At 71.4% G+C, this 18,371-nt stretch carries 22 protein-coding genes and 3 pseudogenes; 9 read left to right on the forward strand and 16 right to left on the reverse strand.

Translation table 11 applies throughout. The annotated features are described in order from the left end of the window. Nucleotides 1-92 precede the first annotated feature (92 nt). Complete coding sequence (locus ACIP4P_RS02865; RefSeq protein WP_400914044.1) at nt 93-446, forward strand: Tn3 family transposase; 354 nt, start codon at nt 93-95, stop codon at nt 444-446. 163 nt (nt 447-609) lie between these two features. Here the strand turns inward: ACIP4P_RS02865 and ACIP4P_RS02870 are convergent, their stop codons facing one another. Further along, nucleotides 610-1,014, reverse strand: coding sequence for a hypothetical protein (locus ACIP4P_RS02870; RefSeq protein WP_400914046.1), 405 nt, complete (start codon nt 1,012-1,014; stop codon nt 610-612). A gap of 480 nt (nt 1,015-1,494) precedes the next feature. On the opposite strand from ACIP4P_RS02870, the gene ACIP4P_RS02875 reads away from it, so the two are divergent. After that, nucleotides 1,495-2,133, forward strand: coding sequence for a hypothetical protein (locus ACIP4P_RS02875; protein ID WP_400914049.1), 639 nt, complete (start codon nt 1,495-1,497; stop codon nt 2,131-2,133). Between the two features lie 628 nt (nt 2,134-2,761). Here ACIP4P_RS02875 and ACIP4P_RS02880 read toward each other — a convergent pair. After that, the gene (locus tag ACIP4P_RS02880) at nt 2,762-3,241 is read right to left on the reverse strand and encodes a chitin-binding domain-containing protein (protein WP_400914050.1); all 480 of its coding nucleotides are present in this window, start codon (nt 3,239-3,241) and stop codon (nt 2,762-2,764) included. A 654-nt stretch (nt 3,242-3,895) separates the two neighbouring features. Here ACIP4P_RS02880 and ACIP4P_RS02885 point away from each other — a divergent pair. Both ACIP4P_RS02885 and ACIP4P_RS02890 read left to right on the forward strand, forming a co-directional pair. After that, nucleotides 3,896-4,657 (forward strand): hypothetical protein, encoded by a 762-nt coding sequence (locus ACIP4P_RS02885; protein WP_400914051.1) that lies wholly within the window; start codon nt 3,896-3,898, stop codon nt 4,655-4,657. A gap of 637 nt (nt 4,658-5,294) precedes the next feature. Further along, the gene (locus ACIP4P_RS02890; RefSeq protein ID WP_400914053.1) at nt 5,295-6,065 is read left to right on the forward strand and encodes a glycine-rich domain-containing protein; all 771 of its coding nucleotides are present in this window, start codon (nt 5,295-5,297) and stop codon (nt 6,063-6,065) included. Between the two features lie 341 nt (nt 6,066-6,406). On the opposite strand, the gene ACIP4P_RS02895 is transcribed toward ACIP4P_RS02890, so the two are convergent. The 3 genes from ACIP4P_RS02895 to ACIP4P_RS02905 form a co-directional block, all read right to left on the reverse strand. Beyond that, the gene (locus ACIP4P_RS02895) at nt 6,407-6,595 is read right to left on the reverse strand and encodes a ClpX C4-type zinc finger protein (RefSeq protein ID WP_400914055.1); all 189 of its coding nucleotides are present in this window, start codon (nt 6,593-6,595) and stop codon (nt 6,407-6,409) included. 373 nt (nt 6,596-6,968) lie between these two features. Then, nucleotides 6,969-7,367, reverse strand: coding sequence for a hypothetical protein (locus ACIP4P_RS02900; RefSeq protein WP_400914058.1), 399 nt, complete (start codon nt 7,365-7,367; stop codon nt 6,969-6,971). Nucleotides 7,368-7,823: 456 nt separating this feature from the next. Beyond that, complete coding sequence (locus tag ACIP4P_RS02905) at nt 7,824-8,009, reverse strand: hypothetical protein (RefSeq protein ID WP_400914060.1); 186 nt, start codon at nt 8,007-8,009, stop codon at nt 7,824-7,826. Nucleotides 8,010-8,243: 234 nt separating this feature from the next. Here ACIP4P_RS02905 and ACIP4P_RS02910 point away from each other — a divergent pair, with 234 nt between their 5' ends. Beyond that, nucleotides 8,244-8,519: a hypothetical protein gene (locus tag ACIP4P_RS02910; protein ID WP_400914062.1), complete on the forward strand. Its 276-nt coding sequence runs from the start codon at nt 8,244-8,246 to the stop codon at nt 8,517-8,519. A gap of 45 nt (nt 8,520-8,564) precedes the next feature. Here ACIP4P_RS02910 and ACIP4P_RS02915 read toward each other — a convergent pair whose 3' ends face one another. From ACIP4P_RS02915 to ACIP4P_RS02925, 3 genes and pseudogenes are all read right to left on the reverse strand, one after another. After that, a complete protein-coding gene (locus ACIP4P_RS02915) occupies nt 8,565-9,629 on the reverse strand; it encodes a hypothetical protein (RefSeq protein WP_400914064.1) in 1,065 nt (354 codons plus the stop codon). A 53-nt stretch (nt 9,630-9,682) separates the two neighbouring features. Further along, a pseudogene (locus ACIP4P_RS02920) lies at nt 9,683-10,537 on the reverse strand (polyprenyl synthetase family protein); the annotation flags it as partial. Between the two features lie 45 nt (nt 10,538-10,582). Beyond that, the gene (locus ACIP4P_RS02925) at nt 10,583-10,717 is read right to left on the reverse strand and encodes a hypothetical protein (RefSeq protein ID WP_400914065.1); all 135 of its coding nucleotides are present in this window, start codon (nt 10,715-10,717) and stop codon (nt 10,583-10,585) included. Nucleotides 10,718-11,377: 660 nt separating this feature from the next. Here ACIP4P_RS02925 and ACIP4P_RS02930 point away from each other — a divergent pair. Beyond that, nucleotides 11,378-11,716 (forward strand): annotated as a pseudogene (locus tag ACIP4P_RS02930) (recombinase family protein); the annotation flags it as partial. Nucleotides 11,717-11,810: 94 nt separating this feature from the next. Further along, nucleotides 11,811-12,020, forward strand: a complete 210-nt coding sequence (locus ACIP4P_RS02935; protein WP_400914445.1) for a hypothetical protein — start codon at nt 11,811-11,813, stop codon at nt 12,018-12,020. A 184-nt stretch (nt 12,021-12,204) separates the two neighbouring features. On the opposite strand, the gene ACIP4P_RS02940 is transcribed toward ACIP4P_RS02935, so the two are convergent. After that, nucleotides 12,205-12,531: an undecaprenyl diphosphate synthase family protein gene (locus tag ACIP4P_RS02940; protein ID WP_400914425.1), complete on the reverse strand. Its 327-nt coding sequence runs from the start codon at nt 12,529-12,531 to the stop codon at nt 12,205-12,207. Here ACIP4P_RS02940 and ACIP4P_RS02945 point away from each other — a divergent pair. After that, nucleotides 12,429-12,650: pseudogene (locus ACIP4P_RS02945) on the forward strand (cytochrome P450); the annotation flags it as partial. The gene ACIP4P_RS02940 and the pseudogene ACIP4P_RS02945 sit on opposite strands and share 103 nt — an antisense overlap. A gap of 143 nt (nt 12,651-12,793) precedes the next feature. Next, nucleotides 12,794-13,114: a hypothetical protein gene (locus tag ACIP4P_RS02950; protein ID WP_400914067.1), complete on the forward strand. Its 321-nt coding sequence runs from the start codon at nt 12,794-12,796 to the stop codon at nt 13,112-13,114. A gap of 7 nt (nt 13,115-13,121) precedes the next feature. Here the strand turns inward: ACIP4P_RS02950 and ACIP4P_RS02955 are convergent, their stop codons facing one another. From ACIP4P_RS02955 to ACIP4P_RS02985, 7 genes are all read right to left on the reverse strand, one after another. Further along, nucleotides 13,122-13,607, reverse strand: a complete 486-nt coding sequence (locus ACIP4P_RS02955) for a hypothetical protein (protein WP_400914068.1) — start codon at nt 13,605-13,607, stop codon at nt 13,122-13,124. A 28-nt stretch (nt 13,608-13,635) separates the two neighbouring features. Beyond that, nucleotides 13,636-14,454 carry a DUF317 domain-containing protein gene (locus tag ACIP4P_RS02960; protein WP_400914070.1) on the reverse strand — a complete coding sequence of 273 codons (819 nt, stop codon included), beginning with the start codon at nt 14,452-14,454 and terminating at the stop codon, nt 13,636-13,638. A 614-nt stretch (nt 14,455-15,068) separates the two neighbouring features. Further along, on the reverse strand, nt 15,069-15,698 hold the full coding sequence (locus ACIP4P_RS02965) for a hypothetical protein (RefSeq protein ID WP_400914072.1): 630 nt from the start codon (nt 15,696-15,698) through the stop codon (nt 15,069-15,071). Next, complete coding sequence (locus ACIP4P_RS02970) at nt 15,698-16,189, reverse strand: hypothetical protein (RefSeq protein WP_400914074.1); 492 nt, start codon at nt 16,187-16,189, stop codon at nt 15,698-15,700. The genes ACIP4P_RS02965 and ACIP4P_RS02970 overlap by 1 nt, the downstream gene beginning before the upstream one ends. Beyond that, the gene (locus tag ACIP4P_RS02975; RefSeq protein WP_400914076.1) at nt 16,186-16,926 is read right to left on the reverse strand and encodes a glycosyl hydrolase; all 741 of its coding nucleotides are present in this window, start codon (nt 16,924-16,926) and stop codon (nt 16,186-16,188) included. Before ACIP4P_RS02975 ends, ACIP4P_RS02970 begins: the two co-directional genes overlap by 4 nt. Further along, nucleotides 16,923-17,513 (reverse strand): DUF4913 domain-containing protein, encoded by a 591-nt coding sequence (locus ACIP4P_RS02980; RefSeq protein ID WP_400914078.1) that lies wholly within the window; start codon nt 17,511-17,513, stop codon nt 16,923-16,925. The genes ACIP4P_RS02975 and ACIP4P_RS02980 overlap by 4 nt, the downstream gene beginning before the upstream one ends. Before the next feature lie 136 nt (nt 17,514-17,649). After that, nucleotides 17,650-18,363 carry an HAD family hydrolase gene (locus ACIP4P_RS02985; RefSeq protein WP_400914081.1) on the reverse strand — a complete coding sequence of 238 codons (714 nt, stop codon included), beginning with the start codon at nt 18,361-18,363 and terminating at the stop codon, nt 17,650-17,652. Between the last annotated feature and the right edge of the window lie 8 nt (nt 18,364-18,371).

Genomic DNA, 18,371 nt, shown 5'->3' on the forward strand with positions numbered 1-18,371 from the left:
GCCAGGCCAACCTCCAGGAGGGCCGCCGCACCCTTGCCCGGTAGATCTTCCACGGCCGCGCCGGCCAGCTCTACCGGCACTGCCAGGAGGGCATGGAGGACCGGGTCGGCGCGCTCGGCCCGGCCCTCCATGCCCTGATGCTGTTCAACACCCGCTACGTGGACACCGCCTTCGACCGGTTGCGTGCTGGCGGCTTCGATGTCCGCGACGAGGACGTCGCCCGCCTCTCCCCGTTCGTGCGGCGCCACGTCAACAGGTTGGCCGGTACAGCCTCGTGCTGCCCGAGATGCCCGGCGGCTTGCGGCCGCTACGGCGACCCGGAGCAGGCCGAGGCGAGAGCCCGAGGGCGTGGCAGCTACCCCTTGCGGGGTCTTCTCGGCGGCGTCCGCGCTGGTCACCCGGCTCGTGGAGAGGGCCGGGAGCCGTCGTGGCCGGCGGGGCGGTGACGGCTTCGCGGACCCGCTGACGGACCCGGTGGGCGGCCTGCATCGGCGCACCCGCTCGGCCATGTCCCCACCGCACGTCGGACCTGCTGTGCGGGTCGTCTGCTCAGGCGGGCTCGATCCCGCCGCTCTCCAGGCCGAGCCCCACATCGCCCCGGGTGGTACGTCACGCCGTCGTCAGCAGGTCCCCGCCGAAGCCTTCGAGGATCAGTCCGTTGTCGAACCGCACCGTGTAGGTCGTGGGGATCTTTCCGGCCTCCGTCACGCTGCGAGCAAGCCCCGCACGGAGCTCCTCTTGCGGAGCCATCCCTTCGCTGACCGCCTTGTCATAGCTCGCCAGCATCTCCTTCGCTTCCGCGACGGCGGACTCGGCGTCCCGAGCGACCGTGACGACGCCTTCGAGGTCCTCGGCGAGGTACAGCGCCCCGGTGAGGGTGGCGAAGGTCGTCGACACGCGCTCCACACCCCTCTCCTGGGAGTACGTGCCCGCACCGCTGCCTGTCACGACGGTCTGCTCCGTCACCTTCGCGTTGCCCGTCAGCTTCACCTTCGTGCCGACCTCGTACGTCATGGAACACTCCCCTATCGATCACGATCGTGGCCATGGCAAGCGTAGCCAAGCGATCACTCACGGGAACTGGATTCGGCCTTTCCGGCCCATCCACACGATCAAAACGGCCACCCGCGGTCATCGCCGGGGGCGAGCAAGCCGGTGACGGCCGCGATGGCCTCCGCCAAGGGCTTGAAGTACCGGCGGATGTTCTCCGTCTTCTTGTCCCAGGATTTGGCCCTCAGCATCAGCCCGAACGCGCCCCGCTCAACGAGGTGGGTCAGCGAGGTGGGTCAGCGAGGAATGACGGGACTCGTGCGGGCCCCAGCCGGTGCCCGGCCCCGCCAGTGTCCCGTCCAATCTGAGGTGGAAGGCAATGCACCGCTGACCTACGGGGCTGCCAGGTGGTTTGAGATTTCGGTGCGGTGACGGGATGAGCATCTCTTGACACTGTCAGTAGCATCGGTCGGGCAAGCTCAAAACGGATCATGAGGGGGCGTCATGACTGGTAGTGCTTCGAACCATGAGTTCCAGGCGGGTCCGACGGACGGCAACGTTGTTCTCGTTGCCATGCGTCGGATGAATGTCAATACACTCGGCCTGGCCGGCTACGACATGCCGAAGACCGTGGCGTCAGCGGTGCCGGTCGGTCAGACCGTGCTCAAGGCCTACGTCTTCGACCCGGTAGCCGATGTCACCGACGTTTCCGGGGCCGCCGCCCACTTCTCCGCGCTGCTGATCGATGCGAACGACCAGTACTTCGTTGAATTCACCGCCGCCGACGGCACCGCGAAGGTCGTTCCTGCGGTCGTGAACGGCGAGACCAGGAAGATCGCTTACGATTCCGCCGATTCTTCGGGTGTGCTGCCTGTCGGAGACCCGCTTCCGATTCCCGTCATCAGTGCCTACGCCCCGAACACCGTCGGCAACCTCGTCTCCTACATCGACCAGGCAACCGGTTCACAGGGCTACGCGACCGTGGACAACGGCGTGTACACGGGTGTGGTGCTGATGTTCGACGGCACCGTCGTACCCACAGGCGAGCCGGTTCCCCTCAACGTCGAACAGGTCGATCTGCGGGCCCAGGCTTCCCGTGACCTGGCCGAGCTGAACCGCCTGGGGCGGGCTCAGAACGCCTGACCCAGAACGCGTGGAGGGTCCTCCCCCGGTCGGGGAGGACCCTCTTCGCGTTTCAGACGGGCCTTTCCGGTCGAGGTGTGCCGGACGACCTCGGCCGTCACCTCCATGTCGGTCCGGCCGGGGTACGGGACGAGCGCCCCGTGAACGTCCTGGAGGGTCCCCGGCAGGACCCCTCCTTCTCACGGCGTCGGGGGCGGCCCCGTCCTCGGGGAAGCCCGGCGTGTGCGCCGCTTGCGGCCGGCTCCACGCGGCGCCCCCTCAACACCCGGTGCGCAAGGCCCGGCGACCCCACGGGCCGCCCCTGCACCCCCGGCTCGGGCGCCTCGCGGACCGGGTGCGGCGCGCCGTCGCGCGAGGCCGGCGCGAGCGGGACCACGCGGGTGAGCGGGGCGTTCGAGGCCTCCTCCACGACGGTGCCGGCGGACCGGCCGTCGGGTCGCAGGGCGGTGTGCCGAAGCTGTGCGCCCTTGCGGAGGACGACGCCCGTCCGCCACGGGGTCCTCCCTTGCGCGGCGCATGCCAGGCGACGTTCCGGAGCCTGTCGCCGACCGCGGCGGTCCGTGGCGGACGGCCCCGGTCCGCCCGGAACCGAGACGGCGCGACGCGGTTCCGGGCCTGGGGCGGAGGCCTAGAGGGGGCTCCAGTTGTCCTGGAAGGTGATCTGCGGGACGAACCCGGACTCCCCGTCCACCTGGTAGCTGACCGTCATGAGCCGGTTGTCCGGGAGCAGCACGTAGTACGAGCCCTGGACCTGGCCGGCCGGCTCGGCGGCGGCCGGCGTTGCGCCGTCGCCGTCGCCGTCGGTCACGTCGTACTTGTAGTGGTACGACCGTGGCGCCTGGTCTGCGGCGGCTGCCGGGGCGGGGGCGGCGGTGGCGGGCTTGCTGGTGGCCTGGATGGTGGCCTGGATCCAGGCCAGGAACTGCGGGTCGAGGGCGGCGACCCGGCCGGGGTCCGCGGTGGAGTGCAGCTGGCCGGTCTCGGGGCTGTAGGCCAGGGCGGGCTTGTCACCGGGCTGCTGGGGGGCGAGCCTGACGCCGGCGGCGTCCTTGCTGCCGGCGAGGACGGAGGTGAGGGCTTCGAGATCGATCGAGAGGCCGTCGGCCATCGGGATTCTCCATACAGTACGGGTAAACGATCTTCAGGCGTTCGGACGCTACCCACCACCCCCGGCGGAAAACCCCGCGTCCCGGCCGCCCACGGGCCGGCCTCTCGAACGGTGGGCGTCGTAGCCGGCCCGGGACAGACCCGACCGGGGCCCGGACCACGCCCGGAGTGTCAAGGAACACGACCCGCCGCCCGGTCAGGACCGGCCACGCCGTACGACCGGGCAAGCGGGCGAGCGGACCGGTCCGACCAGGCCGGCGCCGAGGGCTGGCAGAGGCAAGGACGGACGAGTGGCGGCGGTGTGGGTACCCGGGGTACCGCACGGCCCGGCAACGGCGGGCGTCTGCCCCGGCCCGAGCGTCTGAGGTGCGAGAAGGGCCGCTGTGCTGTGGTCGTGGCAGGGCGGCCCGTGTTGACGGATCGTGCGGTCTGCCGTGGGGGTTGACCGGCTGTCGTACTCCGGGCGGGCTCGTGCGGTTTCCCAGCCGATGGACGTTCGTACACGCTTGGTGTGGCCGGCCGTCGGACCCGGCCTTGGCCTATCCACGCCTGGCCGCGTACCAGGGAAGCGGTCCCGGAGCGGCCGCCCGACGGCAGGTCACGGCCGATGCCCCGACGGCTCGTCCGGATACCTTGGCAGAGAGGAACCCCGCCCGTGATCCCCACCATCATGTCCTCGCGCGGCAGACGTCTTCCGGCGTGCACCGCTGTTCTGGCGCTGGCCGCCGTCACCGTCGTGACGGCTACCGCGCCCGCTCATGCCACCACGGGTGTGCTGGATTTCGACCAGTCGGGCACCTTCACCGTGCCTGCCGGGGTCACCGGCCTGACCGTCGACCTGTGGGGGGCCGGAGGCGGCGGCGCCGGCTTTCTGTCGAACGGCTCCTACACGGCCCCTGCGGGCGGGGGCGGGGGCGGAGGCGCGGGCGGGTACGTGCACGGCGCCGTCATCGTGCTCCCCGCCCAGCAGCTGACGATCACGATCGGAACCGGTGGCGCCGGCGGGGCGACCGGATCTCCCGGAAGTGCCGGAGGAGACACCACCCTCGCCTCCGGTACCACGGTCCTGACCACGGCCCAGGGCGGCCAGGGCGGTGGCACCCGCAACGGGAACGTCTACATCCCGGATGGAGGACCGGGAGGCGGCGGAACCCCGCCGACGGCCACCGCCCTGGGCGGAGGCGGCTACGTGCGCGCCGGCGGGTCAGGCGGCGGCGGAGACACGAAGTACAACGGTTCCCTGCAGGGGGGCATCTGCGCCGGCGGGACCGGCGGACGGCCGGCCGACAGCGGCGGCACCGCCCCGGACGGTTCCGGTCGGGGCGGCTCCGGCTCCTCAGGCACGATCGGCGGCGCGGCCATCGGGAGTTCCGAGCCCGGGACGCCCGGCCACGCCATCGTCCAGTGGTCGTTCTGACCCCAGGCCACCGGTCCACGTCAGGCCACCGGGCATCCATGGCGCCCGGCAGCGGTCCCGGCAGGATTCGTTCCTGCCGGGACCGCCGTTCGCGGGAAGGACGGCCACCGCACTCCGTCGACGGTCCTTGCCCCGGTGGCGCGGCCGCGGCAGCCGTCGCAGGGCCGGGCGTGTTCCGTGGGGCTGCCTCGGACGGCTGCCTCCTGGAGCGGCGGAAGAGACTGCTACCGGTGGCCGGTCCGGGCCGGTTCCGGGGGTCACGCGGCGGACACGCGGTCGGGTCGCCTCGTCGTCCCGGCGGCGCGGGTCGGCTTGTTCCCTTACCTCGGCCCTGGTCGGGGTCAAGGGAACAAGCCGGGCGCGGGGCACGGGCGCCGGCGAGCAGCTCGCGGACGGCGGCCGGCCAAGGCCTTTTGGGCCCCTACAGGCCCGGGTGGAGCGGGTTGGTCACGAGCGGGGCGGAAGGTGTCCGATCTCAGCTCCGGCGATGCGGTAAATGGTGCATCCGGCCCATAGGAGGAGCACGAACTTCCCTGGTCCGTGACGATTCTGACGGCGGCACCCGCCGCCCGCACCGGTCCCGGTCGCCGCCGCGAGCCGGCCGCTGTGCCAGCCGTGTTGCGAGGAGAAGCCGTTCATGCCCCACACCTTGATCCCTCACCGCCGTGGACGCCGCGCCGCCTGCGCGACCGTCCTGGTCCTGGCCTGCGGCACCGTCGCCGCCCAGACGGGCTCCGCGCACGCCACGACGGGCGTACGCGAATTCGACGCGAGCACGACCTTCACCGTCTCCGCCGGCGTCACCGGTCTTGTGGTCGACGCCTGGGGAGCGGGCGGCGGCGGAGCAGGCGCATCGACCGGTGCCTACGGGCCGGGCAGCGGAGGAGGCGCGGGCGGCTACGTACACGCCGCGGTGACCGTGAAGCCCCTCCAGCAGCTCACCATCACCATCGGCACCGGGGGCGCTGCGGGCACCAGCGGGGCGACCGGCACGGACGGTGCGCCCGGCGGTGCCACGACGCTCTCCGCCGACACAGCGGTCCTGACCTCCGCCGGCGGCGGAGGCGGAGGTCGCGTCCCGGACGCCAACGGCCTCGCGCTCGGGGGCGCGGGCGGCACCGGAACCGTCCCCGGCGACACGGCGGCCGGCGGAGGCGGCTACCTCCGGGCCGGCGGCAACGGCCAGCCGGCCTTCGGCGGCGTCGGGTGCACCCTGGGTTCGGGCGACTACTGCCTCGGCGGCGCGGGAGGCCGACCGTTCACCCTCGGCGGCATCCTGCCACCCGAGGAAGCGGCCGGCGGCAACGGCGCGGGACTCAACAAGAACATTCCGACCGGGCCCCCCACCCTCTCCTCCCCCTCAACATCGGACACCGTCGGCCACATGATCATCCAATGGTCCCTCTGAACACGCCCGGGGCTTGCGGGGCGGCATGAAGGGCCGGCGGGTCGTGCCGGCTGCGGCAGGACCTCCGGACGCGGGGTACGGGCGCCGGCGAGCAGCTCGCGGACGGCGACCCGCCGAGACCTCGGGCCCCTACCTCCGTGCCACACGCGAGCCACCCCACGACACCAAGACCCCACCCCCTCAAGCCACGCGCGAGACACCGACACGACGGCGAACAGCGGCCCCAGCACGGCCGCCATGGTTCCGTCACCTCCCGCCCGTGACAGGACCATCCGGCGCGGCCGAGGGCGGGGTCAGGCCTGCCAGAACACCGGACACGGGTTCCGTCACGCGGCCGGCGGTCACCGGTCCGGGGGCCGGTAGCCGTCCTGTTTCGTGATCACGGTGACCGGTTCGACGCAGGTGGAGCAGATGTCGACTCCCGGTCCGGTGACCAGGTGGGTGCGCCGGCGTCGGGGCGCGCCGCACCACGTGCAGGCGGTGCGGGCCGGTCCGTAGCGCAGCAGCTGGATGCAGACGGTCTCGCTCACGGGTGCCCCGAGTGGCAGGACAGTGGTCAGCGGGCGCAGTGCTCGCTCCGGTCAGGGACGGCCGGTGTGGCCGGCCGGGGGCGGTGGCTGTAGGAAGTCCCACGGGTTCCCCGACAACCGGGGAGGCGTCGAGGCCGGCGGACCGGCGCGGCGGGTGCAACACGACACCGCAACACGCCCACCCCAGGCCCTCCCCGGCCACATGACACCTGGTCAGACCCGCAAAACGGCCCCGCGTCGCACCCACCACCAGAGCGCCGAGCACCACCACCAGGAGAAGGCCGGCCCCAACCAGCGGCCCGCTGCGGACAGGCAAGGGCCGCCCACGCCGGACACGGCGTGGGCGGCCGGGGGGCTCCTCAGTCCTGACCGGTCAGTCGTGGCTTTCGGTGTGGAAGGTCTTCTTGAGGCTGTGGTTGTCGCCCGCGTGCTGCTGGGCCATGGCCGTGAAGTCCGTCCTGGAGATCCAGCCGCCCGGCTCGTGCTTGGTCGCCGAGACCTTGATGGTGACCCACATCTCGTAGGTGCCGGGACCCGGGTAGGGAACGTTCCTCTCCGCGACCTTGAAGGCCTTCTCGCCGTTCCTCGTCGCCTCCCACCGGTCGACGTACTCGATCCCGCACGTCGCGTTGTAGTCCGACCAGGTGCCGACTCTGCGCTGGCACTTCACGTCCGCGAAGGACAGGCGCATCCGGGAGCCGTCGGTCTCCACACACATGTCGAACGTCGCCTTGCCCAGGTGGCCGCCCTGGTCCTTGTACTCCGCCAGCATGCGATGACACCACCGCTCCGGCGCCTCCCTCACGGACACCGCCTGAGCAGGAGTTGGGGCAAGAGCCAGCAGGCAGAGCGCGGCCAGCCCACCCGCGACCGTCGTTTTTGCAGACATCGTCATGATCGGCCTAACGACCCAACCCACCCACGGTCACCCCCACACCGCAACCACCGCACCGCAACCACCCGCCACCGGACCACAAAACCCGCGACGGCCACCGCCGCGGAGCTCGGATGCCGAGACCGGCCCGAACGACCGCCAGCGCGCAGCGGGACGATCCCGCGCCCTGGCGTCGACCACGGTCTGACGCCAACGCCGCAGCAACACGGCCGCCGGGCAGAACCCGGTACGGCCCCGACCGCGGACAAGGACGCCAGGACGGCGGCACCCGGACGACGGCGAGGAACAGCACCAGCCCAGCCCCGTGGCGGTGAACGGGGCCGGACCAGGGTGTCACCGGCGCCGGCGGCGGGGCTGCCGGTGGGGGTTCAGCAGCACGTCGAGGCCGTCCCGGACGAGGGGCTCGTCCGGGACGGGGGCCGGGTCGCCGCAGCGGGTGATCCGGAGGTCGCGCACGCCGCACTCCGGGCCGCGGTCGAAGGCCACGGCGTAGGGCCAGGGAGTGGGGTAGCGGCGCACCAGGGTGATGACGCCTCGGGTGCCGGCCGGGAGGTCCGCAGTGATGCGGGCGTCCTGTTCCCAGTACTCCTCGGCGGCCAGAACGCGGCGAAGTTCAACGCCCTAATGGCCAACTGCCTGATCTTCCACAACACCCTGGACATCGCCTAGGCGGTACGCGAACTGCAGGCCGAGGGCTGGAAGGTCGACCCGGAGGACCTGGCCGAAGTCTCGCCTTACCCGACCGAGAAGATCATGCGGTTCGGCGAGTACTCCACCCACGAACTCGACCTGCCCCCGGAAGCGTACGAGCAGCGCCTGAACGTCGACTTCAGCAAGCTCGACCCGCAGGACCAAGTCGACCCTGGTGCCAGTGGCCTGACCTGCCGGTACTGGATCGAGCCCAAGCAGTGGCGGCACGCGCATCCGGGCTGGCCGAAGCCGTCTGTCTGCGAATTCGGCCAGCCGGCACCGCGTGGCTACGGCCAGGTGGGCCGGGCAGGCCCTCGCCGGAGGCGATCCCCAAGGTGACCAGCCTGCTGGCTCCCACAAGCGCACAGCGCTAACCGATGGCCGTCACGGGGTGCGGACGGGACGGAGCTCACAGCCTTGGTAGTCGGGGAGCAGTTCGGAGACGGTCGGGACGGTTGGTGGGTGATCCAGGTAGCCGCGGGCTGCTACCTGGAGGTGGGCGTGGAAGGTGCCGGTGACCAGGTCGCGGAGGTTGACCGTGTACAGCTCGGCCTTCCCGCAAGAGTTGCTGTCGAGTCCGATGGTGTGGCACTCGTCCAGGAACTGGCCGCTGGCGCTCTCCAGGGCCGTGAGCCGGGTTCGGTAGAGCGCCCGGGTTTCGAGGAGGGCGTGCTCCGTGCCTTGGTTGTGGTGGTGGGCCAGGGCCGTGACGACGTTGAAGGCGCTATCGGAGTCGCCGGCCAGGCGGTCTCGCTGGAGGGAGAAGACATCGTTCTGGAGCACGACGAGTTCGCTCAGCAGTGTGCGGATGCGGGAGAAGCCGTAGAGGGTCGTGACGACCATCGGCAGCTCGAAGCCTTCGAAGTACTCGATCAGGTCGGCGGACATATGCATGCCGATGTCGTCGGTCCGGACTGCCAGCGCGGTCACCGGGTCGACTTGCCGAGGGATCCGGGCCAGGCGGTGTTTGCCGAGGAGCCCTTGGAAGTACCGGCCGACGCTGCTGCGGAAGCGGAACATCCATTCGTCGGACATTACGGCCGCGGCCCGGGACAACAGGTCCCACAACGCCCGGTTCGCTCCCCGTAGGGGGTGGGGGACGGAACCGGCGGGGTCGCTGTGCAGGACCCGGAGGCAGTCGTCCAGGATGGTGGCGACGAACGCGACGTCCCCGGTGTACCGGTTGAAGATGTCGTCGAGAGTCAGGGCCCACGCGGCCCAGTCGGACAAGAGGTTCAGGGCCTCGCCCCTTGCACGGGGATAGCCGGCCGCAACAGAGGAGCCGATGTGCCAGGTGGCGAAGACCTGGGCGTTCTCGTTGCTACGGACGAGCCCTGTCTCTTGCACCCAGGCCAGGGTGTGCGTGTCGGCAGCCTCGGCATCGGGGCTGAGGCCCCAGCGGACGGGGGCGTAGAAGAATTCGGCGGCTTGCTCGATCGAGGTGATCACCTGTCGCACTCCCGGTGGGATGGGGCTTGAACAGACACGGGGGAGGCCGCTGGTCAGCGGTCGAGGCCGGTGACCAGGCTGACGAGTTCGGCCAGTTCGGCTCCTGGCACGGCGGTGGGTCGGGCTCGGGCAAGGTGGTGGAGGGCGTCGGCGCCGTGGCGGCGGCCCCGACGGGCAGTGGCCAGTCTGGCTCCGGTCTGTTCGATCAGGGTTTTGGCGTGCTGGCAGTCGTCGTCGCTGAGTGGACCGTCGTGGCGGTAGAGGGCGCGTAGCGCCTCAGCCTGCGGTGTACGGCCCGCTATGGCGGTGGCCACCGGCAGCGACACCTTGCGCCGGCGCAGGTCGGACAGGGCGGGCTTGCCGGTCGCGGCCTGCTCGCCCCAGATGCCGAGCAGGTCGTCGGTGCACTGGAGTGCGATGCCCATGTGCCATCCGAAAGCCCTTAGGTGACTGGCACGTTCGGGATCGGCGCCGCCGGTGATCGCGCCGAGCTCGCACGCGCAGGCCAGCAGTTCCCCTGTCTTGCCCGCCACGACGGCCAGCACCTGGTCCTCAACGACACTGGTATCTGCCTCCAACAGGACATCGAGGTACTCACCTTCGATCAGTGTCTGCACCGCGGCCAGCAGGACCGGAACCGTGCGATCGGCCGCGGAAGCTTCGGTGAGGGCCTGGACCGCGGCGAAGAACAGTGCGTCACCGGCCAGGATCGCGGCGGGTGTGCCCTTGACCGCCCACAGCGCCGGCCGACCCCGGCGCACCGCGTCGTGGTCGATGATGTCGTCGTGCAGCAGGCTGGCGTTGTGGACCAGCTCGACCGCCACCGCCACCGCCACCGACTCCGTGGCGGCGGCCCCTGGCCCCCCGCCAACAGCCTGCCAGGCAAGCAGCGCCAGCGCCGGGCGGAGGTACTTGGAGGCCGGCGGGGTGCCGAGCGCCGCACCGTCGTCATTTCACCAGCCGAAGTGCAGGCCGGCGAGGTGACGTATCTGCTCCGGCAGGCCGTCTATCCGGGAGCGGATCGATGGCGCCACCATGGCAGCGGTCTGAGACAAGATCGTCGAGCCGCCACGCGGTGGCTGTGCCACGGAAGCTCCTTTCGGCAGGCTCGGCTTTTCGTCCGCCCCAGCATGATGCGACCTCGACGTGGGCAGGAGGGCGCGCAGGCAGGTGCATGCAAGCACGGCATCGGTCCACAGGCGGCTGCTGCTACCGGATGGCTACATTCGCCTGCAATCACCGATGATCCCGCCCTCCGCCGTAGGCGGAGTGCGCAGCCGCACGTGCAGTAGTCTCATAAATGGTCCTTTCCGGGAGCGAGATCGGAAAAAGCCGCCGAGGTCGGCCCGGATGCCCGATCGGTTCTCGCAACCCGTTCTCACTCAAGTGGCGGCGACCCCTGTTCCGGGAATGGTTTGTGAGAGGTTTTCTGGCGTGACGGACCCTCAGGACACCATCGACAGCGACGTCGACGATGTCGAGCGCCACGACTACCCGCGCTGCGGCGTCCAGCCCGGCTCACCCTGCCGATCGCGCTCGGGCGCGGTCGCCGGGATCCACCACACCGGCCGCTTCAAGAAGGTCGCCCGACTCGCCAAGCTGCTACGGGCGCCCACCCCTGCCGACCGCGGCCCCGGCCAACCTTGGCGACCCGACACCCCGCCGCCGGCCGCGCCCGAGACGGACACCCCGGCGCCGACATCCGCATCGGGTACGCCAGCTGCAGACACCTCACCCAGGAACTGCAGTTGCAGCTGGACGCGCTCAGCACGCACGGCATCCCGCGTGACAAGATCTGCTCCGAGAAGATCAGCACCCGAATCCGGGTCCGCCCCCAAGTCGAGGCCGCCTTCACCCCCGCGCGCGAGATCAAGGCCCACGCCCCGCACTGCCGGGTGCTGTTCACCGTGTACGAGATGAAGCGGCTTGGCCGCGACGCCGCCGAGCTCACCGCGCTGGCCGACCACCTGACAGCGCACGGCCTGGTCCTGGAGATGCTGGCTGGCCCGCTGCCCGGCATCTACGACCCCAGCGGGCCTGGCCGAATGCTCTTCGGGTTCTTCGCCGCCCATGGCCGAGATCGAGCGCGAGAGCATCCGCGAGGCCACCCTCGGAAGGGGCTCGACGCCGCCGCCCGCAAGGGCAAGCACGGCCGGCCGGCCGCCCGTCATCATCGACGACATGCTGTACACCGTGCTGCGGCGCCGGGCGGCGGGCGAGTCCGTCGAGCAGATCCGCCCCGACCTGATCATCCCCACCGGCAAGCGCAAGGGCCAGAACCCCGGCCTGGCCAGCATCTACCGAGCGCTGGCCGAGTACGAGAAGCGCCAGACATACCCCGAAGCCGTCGAGCAGGCCCACGCCGACTTCGCCGCCCTCCAAGCCGACTGAGGCGACTCCGACCGGGTGCTTCACCCCCCCCCAAGATCACGTCATGGCCCCTTTTGCGGGCATCTTGGCTAGACCCCCATTCCGTCCTCCTGCCGCTTCTGGCCGACCACGCGGCCGACCCCCTTGCGGTCTGTGAGTGCGCTGTCTCCTCTGCCGAAATCCAGAATGGACTTAGCTTCATGGCTCACAGCCCGTAGCGCTTTTCGCGGGTGCGGTACCACTGCAGCGCGGCATCGAAGCTCTCGCGATCGAACGCCGGCCAAGGGACCGGGGTGAAGTAGAGCTCCGCGTGGGCGGTCTGCCGCGGCATGAACCCGGAAAGGCGCTGTTCGCCGGACGTACGGATGACTCTATCTCCTCCACCGTCGGTCGGACCTCCACCCGCGGCCCGACGCGTTCGACCCGGACCGCTGGCGCGGGGTCGAACCCGACCGGACCACCTATCTCCCCTTCGGCACCGGCGCTCGGAAATGCATCGGCGACCGCCTGGCCGTGAACGCTGCCGCAGCAGCCCTTGCAGTAATCAACAGCCGATGGAACCTGAGCCCCCTCACCGACCAGTCAGTCCGCCCCAGCGCTCAGGTCACTCTGGCTCTCCGAGGACTGCAACTACGCATCACACCGCTTTGAATCCGCGAACCTCGCAAAGTAACCCTCGGGACGGCTCGCAAACTACAACTCGAATCCCCGTGTCGCAGACAACAGACCGTCGCAAACTATCCGTCGAAGTCACACCGTGGGCGAACTGGGCGGGAATGGATCGGGGTGCCCGGGTGCTGAAGCAGGGTTACGGCGCTACGCCGTACGAGATCACGAGGGGGATGAAGGCGATGGTGGCGGGCAAAGGCCGGGACATGGCGGCGCTGGAGCGCAAGATCCGCAGCGCGGGGCGGGCGTGGACGTTGGGTGACGTCACGGCTATCGGCGAGGGCCAGTGGGCCGTCGCCACGACGAGCCGCGCCAAGCGGCGGCAGAATGATGCGGTGCAGGCGCGGCTGGCGGACGGTCGGCGGGTGGAGCTGACCGTGGAGGAGCTGGCCCTCGTGGTGGGCGCCACCGACCCGGGCGCCCGCCACGATCCGGAGGCGAACTGACCTGCAGCTAAAGCCTGTTCGTTACCGTCTGGGCCACAGAGGCAGTCGCCGGAGGGGCGGGCTGGTCGGCGGGAACCCCGAGGGGGTGGGGTACCCGCGAGCTGCGGGCGGTCGCGGCGCGCACGCGCTCGGCGTCGGGGTCGCCCTCGGTGGTGAGCGCGAGTTCGCGGGCGTCGATGACGTGGCGGATCATCTGGACGGCCGTGTTGATCTCGGCGTAGGCCGTGCGCAGGGCGCTCGCCGAGGCGGTGATCCGGTCGAGGTCGTAGAAGGCGGGGACGTGACCGGGCCGGGTCAGGGTGTGCAGCCGGTCCTGGTGCGCGGCGATGGAGTTGGACACGACGACGAGGTGGGAGCGGTGGTGCATGGCCGCGCGCAGCATCGCGTCCTCGACGGGCAGGCGGGGCGCGGCCTTCTCCAGTTCGGTGATCGGCCGTCCCCAGGCTTGCTCGATCATGGCGTCCGCGTGGTCGAGGGCGGTGGCGTCGGACACGGTGGCCTCCGAGGCGTTGGTGAGGTGGTCAGCGGGAGGGGCTGGCGAGGGCGACCCGAAGGGGCGCGGGCGGCGGGGCTGAGGTGGTGTAGGCGAGCGCGGCGGCCGGGGCGCGGGTCGCGGTGACGGAGCGGGAGGTGGCGGCCCGCACGCGCGCCACCTCCAGTGGGCTCGGCACTGTGGGCGTCGCGATAGAGTCCGCGGTCAGGCGCGCGACCTGATCGCGGCGCAGGTACCGGTGCACCGGGGACGGGTCGAAGGCGGCGGTGGTGAGCGTCTCCAGCAGGGGTGCGGGCACGTGCGAGGAGGCGGTGGCGTACCAGCGGCGCTCGGGCGGGCCCGATTCGAAGAGCCACCGTGCGCTGGTGTCGTCGATCTCCTCGGCGTGCGGCAGGAAGCCGGGGCGCGTCGACCGCGTGACGAGCTGGTCGGGGCTCTGGACGACGATGGGTTCCGCCCACTGCCCGGCCACCCGGCGTGGGGCGGGCTTGCCGGGGCCGAGGTAGGCGTCGGGGCCCTGGGTGTAGGCGTCGGCGAGGGCGGTGGTGAAGTCCTGGACGATCTCGTAGGGCACCCGGTCGTCGAAGGTGACCAGCCACCTGGGCACCGCGGTCGCCTCCGGACCCGCACTGATCTTCCAGAGCGTCGAGTCCGGGCCCTCGGGCAGGAACGCCAGGCGGGCCGTCAGGTCCGGTGCGGTGACGTAGGCGTTGCCCAGCTCGTCGTTGCTGGCAGCCCACCCGGCCCGGATCAGCGGGGTGACGGCATCGGTGGCGTCGGCCTCCGACCCAGCGAGGTAGCGCGGCTGGACGCGGTACTCGCGGGGCTTCTCGGGGGTGTACGGCATGGGGATTCCTTCGTGGGGGTCAGTGCCGACGCGATCCGCCGGGCGCCGGCACCGCAGCGGCAGGGGCGGGTGGGCCCTGCGGCGGGCGGACGCACGGATGGCGGGCCGGGTGCGCGGCGGGTGGTGACATGGGGCAGGTGGCGGGCCGGGATGGCGCCGAGGGGCCGTTCTACGGGCTCGGGGAAGCTGAAGGCGAGGCGCGCGCAGGAGCGGTTAGAACGGCACGCCGATCGTGAAGTCTGCACGCGGCGAACGGTGTTGTGATTTGCCAGCGAGCATGCTCCAGGCCGGCGACCTCCGCGTAGGCCATCTGGTGGCCGACGCGGTGCCGGTAGCGGGCGGTGGCGTCCGGCGCGATCTGGTCGTGGAAGCCCTTCGGTCCCTGGTCGGGCTGCCAGCCGCGTCGGAGAGGACGGACGCTGGTGTGCCGGGCAGGTGGTGCGGCTCATCCTGGTGGAGCTGATCGACCTCGCGGGCCGAGGAGGCGATCATGACGGCAAGGCGACCGAGAGGGTCCGAGCCGGGGTGGCCGGCGCGCAGGTCCCACGGGTTGTGGGCGCCGAGGCGTTCGTAGACGAGGTGGGCGTCGGGGTGCACCAGGGGGTCGTGCGGGTTCACCAGGCTGTTTCCATCCGGGCGAGGAGGGAGCGGACCAGGGTGGGCAGGCTGTCGGGACCGTCGCCGCCGAGGCGCACGACGCTGACTGACTCGTCCAGGAGACGCTGGGCGTCCTCGGTCAGGGCGCCGATGATCTCCGTGCACGCTTCGGTGAACTTCGTGGAGGCGAGCAGGGCCCGGCTGAGGGTCTGCAGGTAGAGGCCGGGCGGGAGGGCGGCCTCGGCGGCGAGGGCGGTGATGGCCTGCCGGTCCTGCGGGGCGTAGTTCGACAGGTCCAGGGCCTCGTCGGTGGCCGTGGCGTCGGCCGGCGGGCCGGACTCGGCGACCAGGAGGTCGACGGACTGGGTGAGTTCGGCGAGCGACTCGCTCAGCCAGCCCAGGGCGGAGGCGTAGGACGCGACGGTGAACAGGGTGGCGGGGGTTGTCGGCAGCCTGGCGTCCAGCAGGTCCTCCGTCCGCCCGGCGAGAGCGGTGATCACCTGCGGCCCGGCGGTGAGCGGCCCGAGGACGGGGTGGAGGTGGGAGCGCGAGGGCGCGGTGGCGTGTTGGGCGGTGACGATGCCGGAGACGGCTTGGGCGGCTTCGGCGAGCCATGCGGCGAGGTCGGTGTGCGTGGGGGTGGTCATTAGCGGGCCTTTCGGGCCGCGGCGCCGGTGGCGAAGCCGGGGGAGGCGGTGGTGTAGGCGGGGCCGGCGGTGGCCACCGGCGCGGGGCGTACGGACCTGGCGCGGGCGGCGCGGACGCGGGCTTCCTCGGCCGGGCTGAGGCCGGGCGGCAGGTTGAGTCCGGTGCGGCCCAGGCGGTTCTGTGCGGAGCGGTAGACCTGGTAGTCGGCGCGGGGGCCGGCGGCGACGAGGTGGACCTCGCGCCGGTGCTGGGAACTCGCCGGGGCGTCGCGGAACTGCACGACCAGGCGGTGGCTGGCCCACTGGTCGCCGACGCCGAGGTAGATCTTGTGGCAGCCCTCCAGCCGGCCTTCCAGGCGCGTGGCGACGCGTTCGCCGCGGACGAGGTCCTGCAGGTGCAGCAGGGCCTGGTCGCGGATGGCGTCGGGGAGTTGGCGCAGGTCGGTGAGGGCGTCGGGGTGGGCGGAGAAGGCGAACTTGGCGCGGCTCACAGCGACCGCCCCCGATCGGGCTGCGCGACGGCGGCGGCTGCGGGTGTGGACGCCAGCACGGCGGCGGCGTTGGCCGGTGAGGTGGTGCTGCGGGCGAGGGCGGCGCGGGTGCGCAGGGTGTCGCGGCGGTACTCGGGCGGCTCGGGCAGAGGGGTGGAGCGCTTCTTCAGCCACTCGTCGGCGGCGGCGTGGTCCGGGAAGCCTCCCTCGCGCACCGTGTAGGTCCACTGTTCGGGCTGAAGCGTCTCGATGAACAGGCGGACGGGCAGTTCCTTGGCCTCGCTGTCGACGGCGATGCTCCAGCCCTCGGTCTCGGCCCCGTCGATGACCTGGTAGCCGGCGACCTCCAGGCGCTCGCCCGAGCGCCGGATGCGGTCCTCGACCCGGACGGACAGCTCGTCGGCGGGGTTGGGGCCGCCGAGGACTGGTGCGAGCGTGTCCGGCGGGCAGCCGCGGTTGACGAGCCAGTTCTGTGCGAATGCGAAGGTGGCGTGCCGTTCCCGGTGCATGTTGAACGTGCCTTGGCTGCTGTCGCGGTCGGCGTCGAAGGAGACGATGTTGGCCTTGTTGGGGTAGTCCCAGGTCGCCGTCTTGTCGAAGGCGATGATGAAGCTGCGCTCGCCCACGTCGTGCTGGGAGATGAGCTGAAAGTCTTTCTCCCAGGGGTAGTTGTATGCCTGGCCCAGGGACTCGTCGGCGGGCTTGAGGCCGTCGAGGCGGAAGTCGAGGGTGTTCATGCGGCGAGTCCCAGCTGGTCGGGGGCGGTCAGGACGCGGTGGGCCGGCCGGGACGGACTGGTGGTGCACGCGGCGAACGGGCCGTCCGGTGCGCGGAGCTGGAGCAGGGCGTGGTCGAGGTGGTCGCGGTGCCAGGTCGAGGGACCGCTCGGGCCGGCCTCGGCGGCGGTCAGCTGTTGCCAGGCGAGCCACAGCGCGTGGAGACGGGCGACGGCCTCCGGGTGTTCGTGCCACTTCGCGCACCAGGGGCGGGTGGAACCGATCTCCCGGCCGTAGAAGGGCAGCAGGAGGTGGGTGACCCAGGCTGAGAGCTCGGCCAGTTCGGCGGCGTACTCCGTGCCGCCCATGGCGAGGATGAACAGCGGTGGGGCGCTGGCGGGTTCATCTCCGGCCCCGGGGTCCGGCGTGGTTGGGCCGGACCTCGGTTCGTCGTCGGCTTGGGAGCCGAGGCGGTCGAGGATGACGCCGTGCTGGCGGACCTCGGCCATGGTGCGGTTCAGGGCGCTGACGAGGTCGTCGAGGTCTTCGTCGGGGATGCGGATCGGCTCGGGCTCGGGAGAGCCCGGTATCGGGTGGGTCTTGGACATGGCACATCCAGGTGGTTCGGGCGGACAGGAGGGCGGGCGTGGCGGGTCTTCTTCTGGTCACGGCGGGCTCCGGTGAAGCGGTCGTTGGGGGAGATGGTCCGCAGGATCGGCGGCCTGGTCTCGCTGCCGATTTGCGCTAGGCACAGGCCAGTTGGGCACGGCGGTCGTGGATCAGGCGCAGGCCGAGGGCGACGGCGTCGGCGAGGGTTGCGGTGAGCGGGTGGCCGGAGGCGGCGAGCTTGGCGGGGTGGTGCAGCCCGCCGGTGTGCAGCACCGCGGTCGCGCTGTTGGCGTGCGCGGCATCCGCGTCGTCGACGGCATCGCCGATCAGCAGTACCCGGTATGCCTGGCCGGTGAGGCCGAGGGCTTCGATGTGGGCCGTGAGAGGGGCGGCCTTGGTGCCGCCGGAGGGCCCGGTGCGGCCCTCGACCCGGGCGAAGAAGTGCCCGATGTCGGCCTGCTCGACCTCGCGCACGAGGGTGTCATGCGGGCACAGCGACAGCAGCGACTGTGTGTGGCCGGCCTCGCGCAGCGCGGCCATCAGCTCGACGGCGCCCTCGCGCACCCGAACCGGCTGGGCGCGCAGGTGCTCCAGGAAGGCGCTGTCGCTGGAGATCCACTCCTGCTCGGTGATGGCGCGGCCGAGCAGGCGGGCGTAGAAGTTGGGGATCGGCACGGTGTGCTTGGCCCGGTAGGTCTCCTGGTCGACCGGCTCGCCGCCGAGGGTGGGCAGGGTCGCGTTGAGCGCGTCGACGTGGTCGGACAAGTCGTCCTTGACCGTTCCGTTCCAGTCCCAGACCACGTGGATGCGGGTGGCGAGAGTTGCGGCGGCGAAGAGGGTGGTGTTCACGGCGGTGT

It is taken from the genome of Kitasatospora sp. NPDC089509, assembly GCF_044749365.1.
Taxonomy (GTDB): domain Bacteria; phylum Actinomycetota; class Actinomycetes; order Streptomycetales; family Streptomycetaceae; genus Kitasatospora.

What these genes read in the sequence shown, in the direction of transcription:
- ACIP4P_RS02910 (WP_400914062.1), top strand. Translation starts at nt 8,244, where the DNA reads ATGCGGTTCGGCGAGTACTCCACCCACGAACTCGACCTGCCCCCGGAA.
- ACIP4P_RS02935 (WP_400914445.1), top strand. Translation starts at nt 11,811, where the DNA reads ATGCTGTACACCGTGCTGCGGCGCCGGGCGGCGGGCGAGTCCGTCGAG.
- ACIP4P_RS02875 (WP_400914049.1), top strand. Translation starts at nt 1,495, where the DNA reads ATGACTGGTAGTGCTTCGAACCATGAGTTCCAGGCGGGTCCGACGGAC.
- ACIP4P_RS02980 (WP_400914078.1), bottom strand. Translation starts at nt 17,513, where the DNA reads ATGTCCAAGACCCACCCGATACCGGGCTCTCCCGAGCCCGAGCCGATC.
- ACIP4P_RS02880 (WP_400914050.1), bottom strand. Translation starts at nt 3,241, where the DNA reads ATGGCCGACGGCCTCTCGATCGATCTCGAAGCCCTCACCTCCGTCCTC.
- ACIP4P_RS02900 (WP_400914058.1), bottom strand. Translation starts at nt 7,367, where the DNA reads ATGCTGGCGGAGTACAAGGACCAGGGCGGCCACCTGGGCAAGGCGACG.
- ACIP4P_RS02890 (WP_400914053.1), top strand. Translation starts at nt 5,295, where the DNA reads ATGCCCCACACCTTGATCCCTCACCGCCGTGGACGCCGCGCCGCCTGC.
- ACIP4P_RS02975 (WP_400914076.1), bottom strand. Translation starts at nt 16,926, where the DNA reads ATGAACACCCTCGACTTCCGCCTCGACGGCCTCAAGCCCGCCGACGAG.
- ACIP4P_RS02965 (WP_400914072.1), bottom strand. Translation starts at nt 15,698, where the DNA reads ATGACCACCCCCACGCACACCGACCTCGCCGCATGGCTCGCCGAAGCC.
- ACIP4P_RS02960 (WP_400914070.1), bottom strand. Translation starts at nt 14,454, where the DNA reads ATGCCGTACACCCCCGAGAAGCCCCGCGAGTACCGCGTCCAGCCGCGC.
- ACIP4P_RS02870 (WP_400914046.1), bottom strand. Translation starts at nt 1,014, where the DNA reads ATGACGTACGAGGTCGGCACGAAGGTGAAGCTGACGGGCAACGCGAAG.
- ACIP4P_RS02865 (WP_400914044.1), top strand. Translation starts at nt 93, where the DNA reads ATGGAGGACCGGGTCGGCGCGCTCGGCCCGGCCCTCCATGCCCTGATG.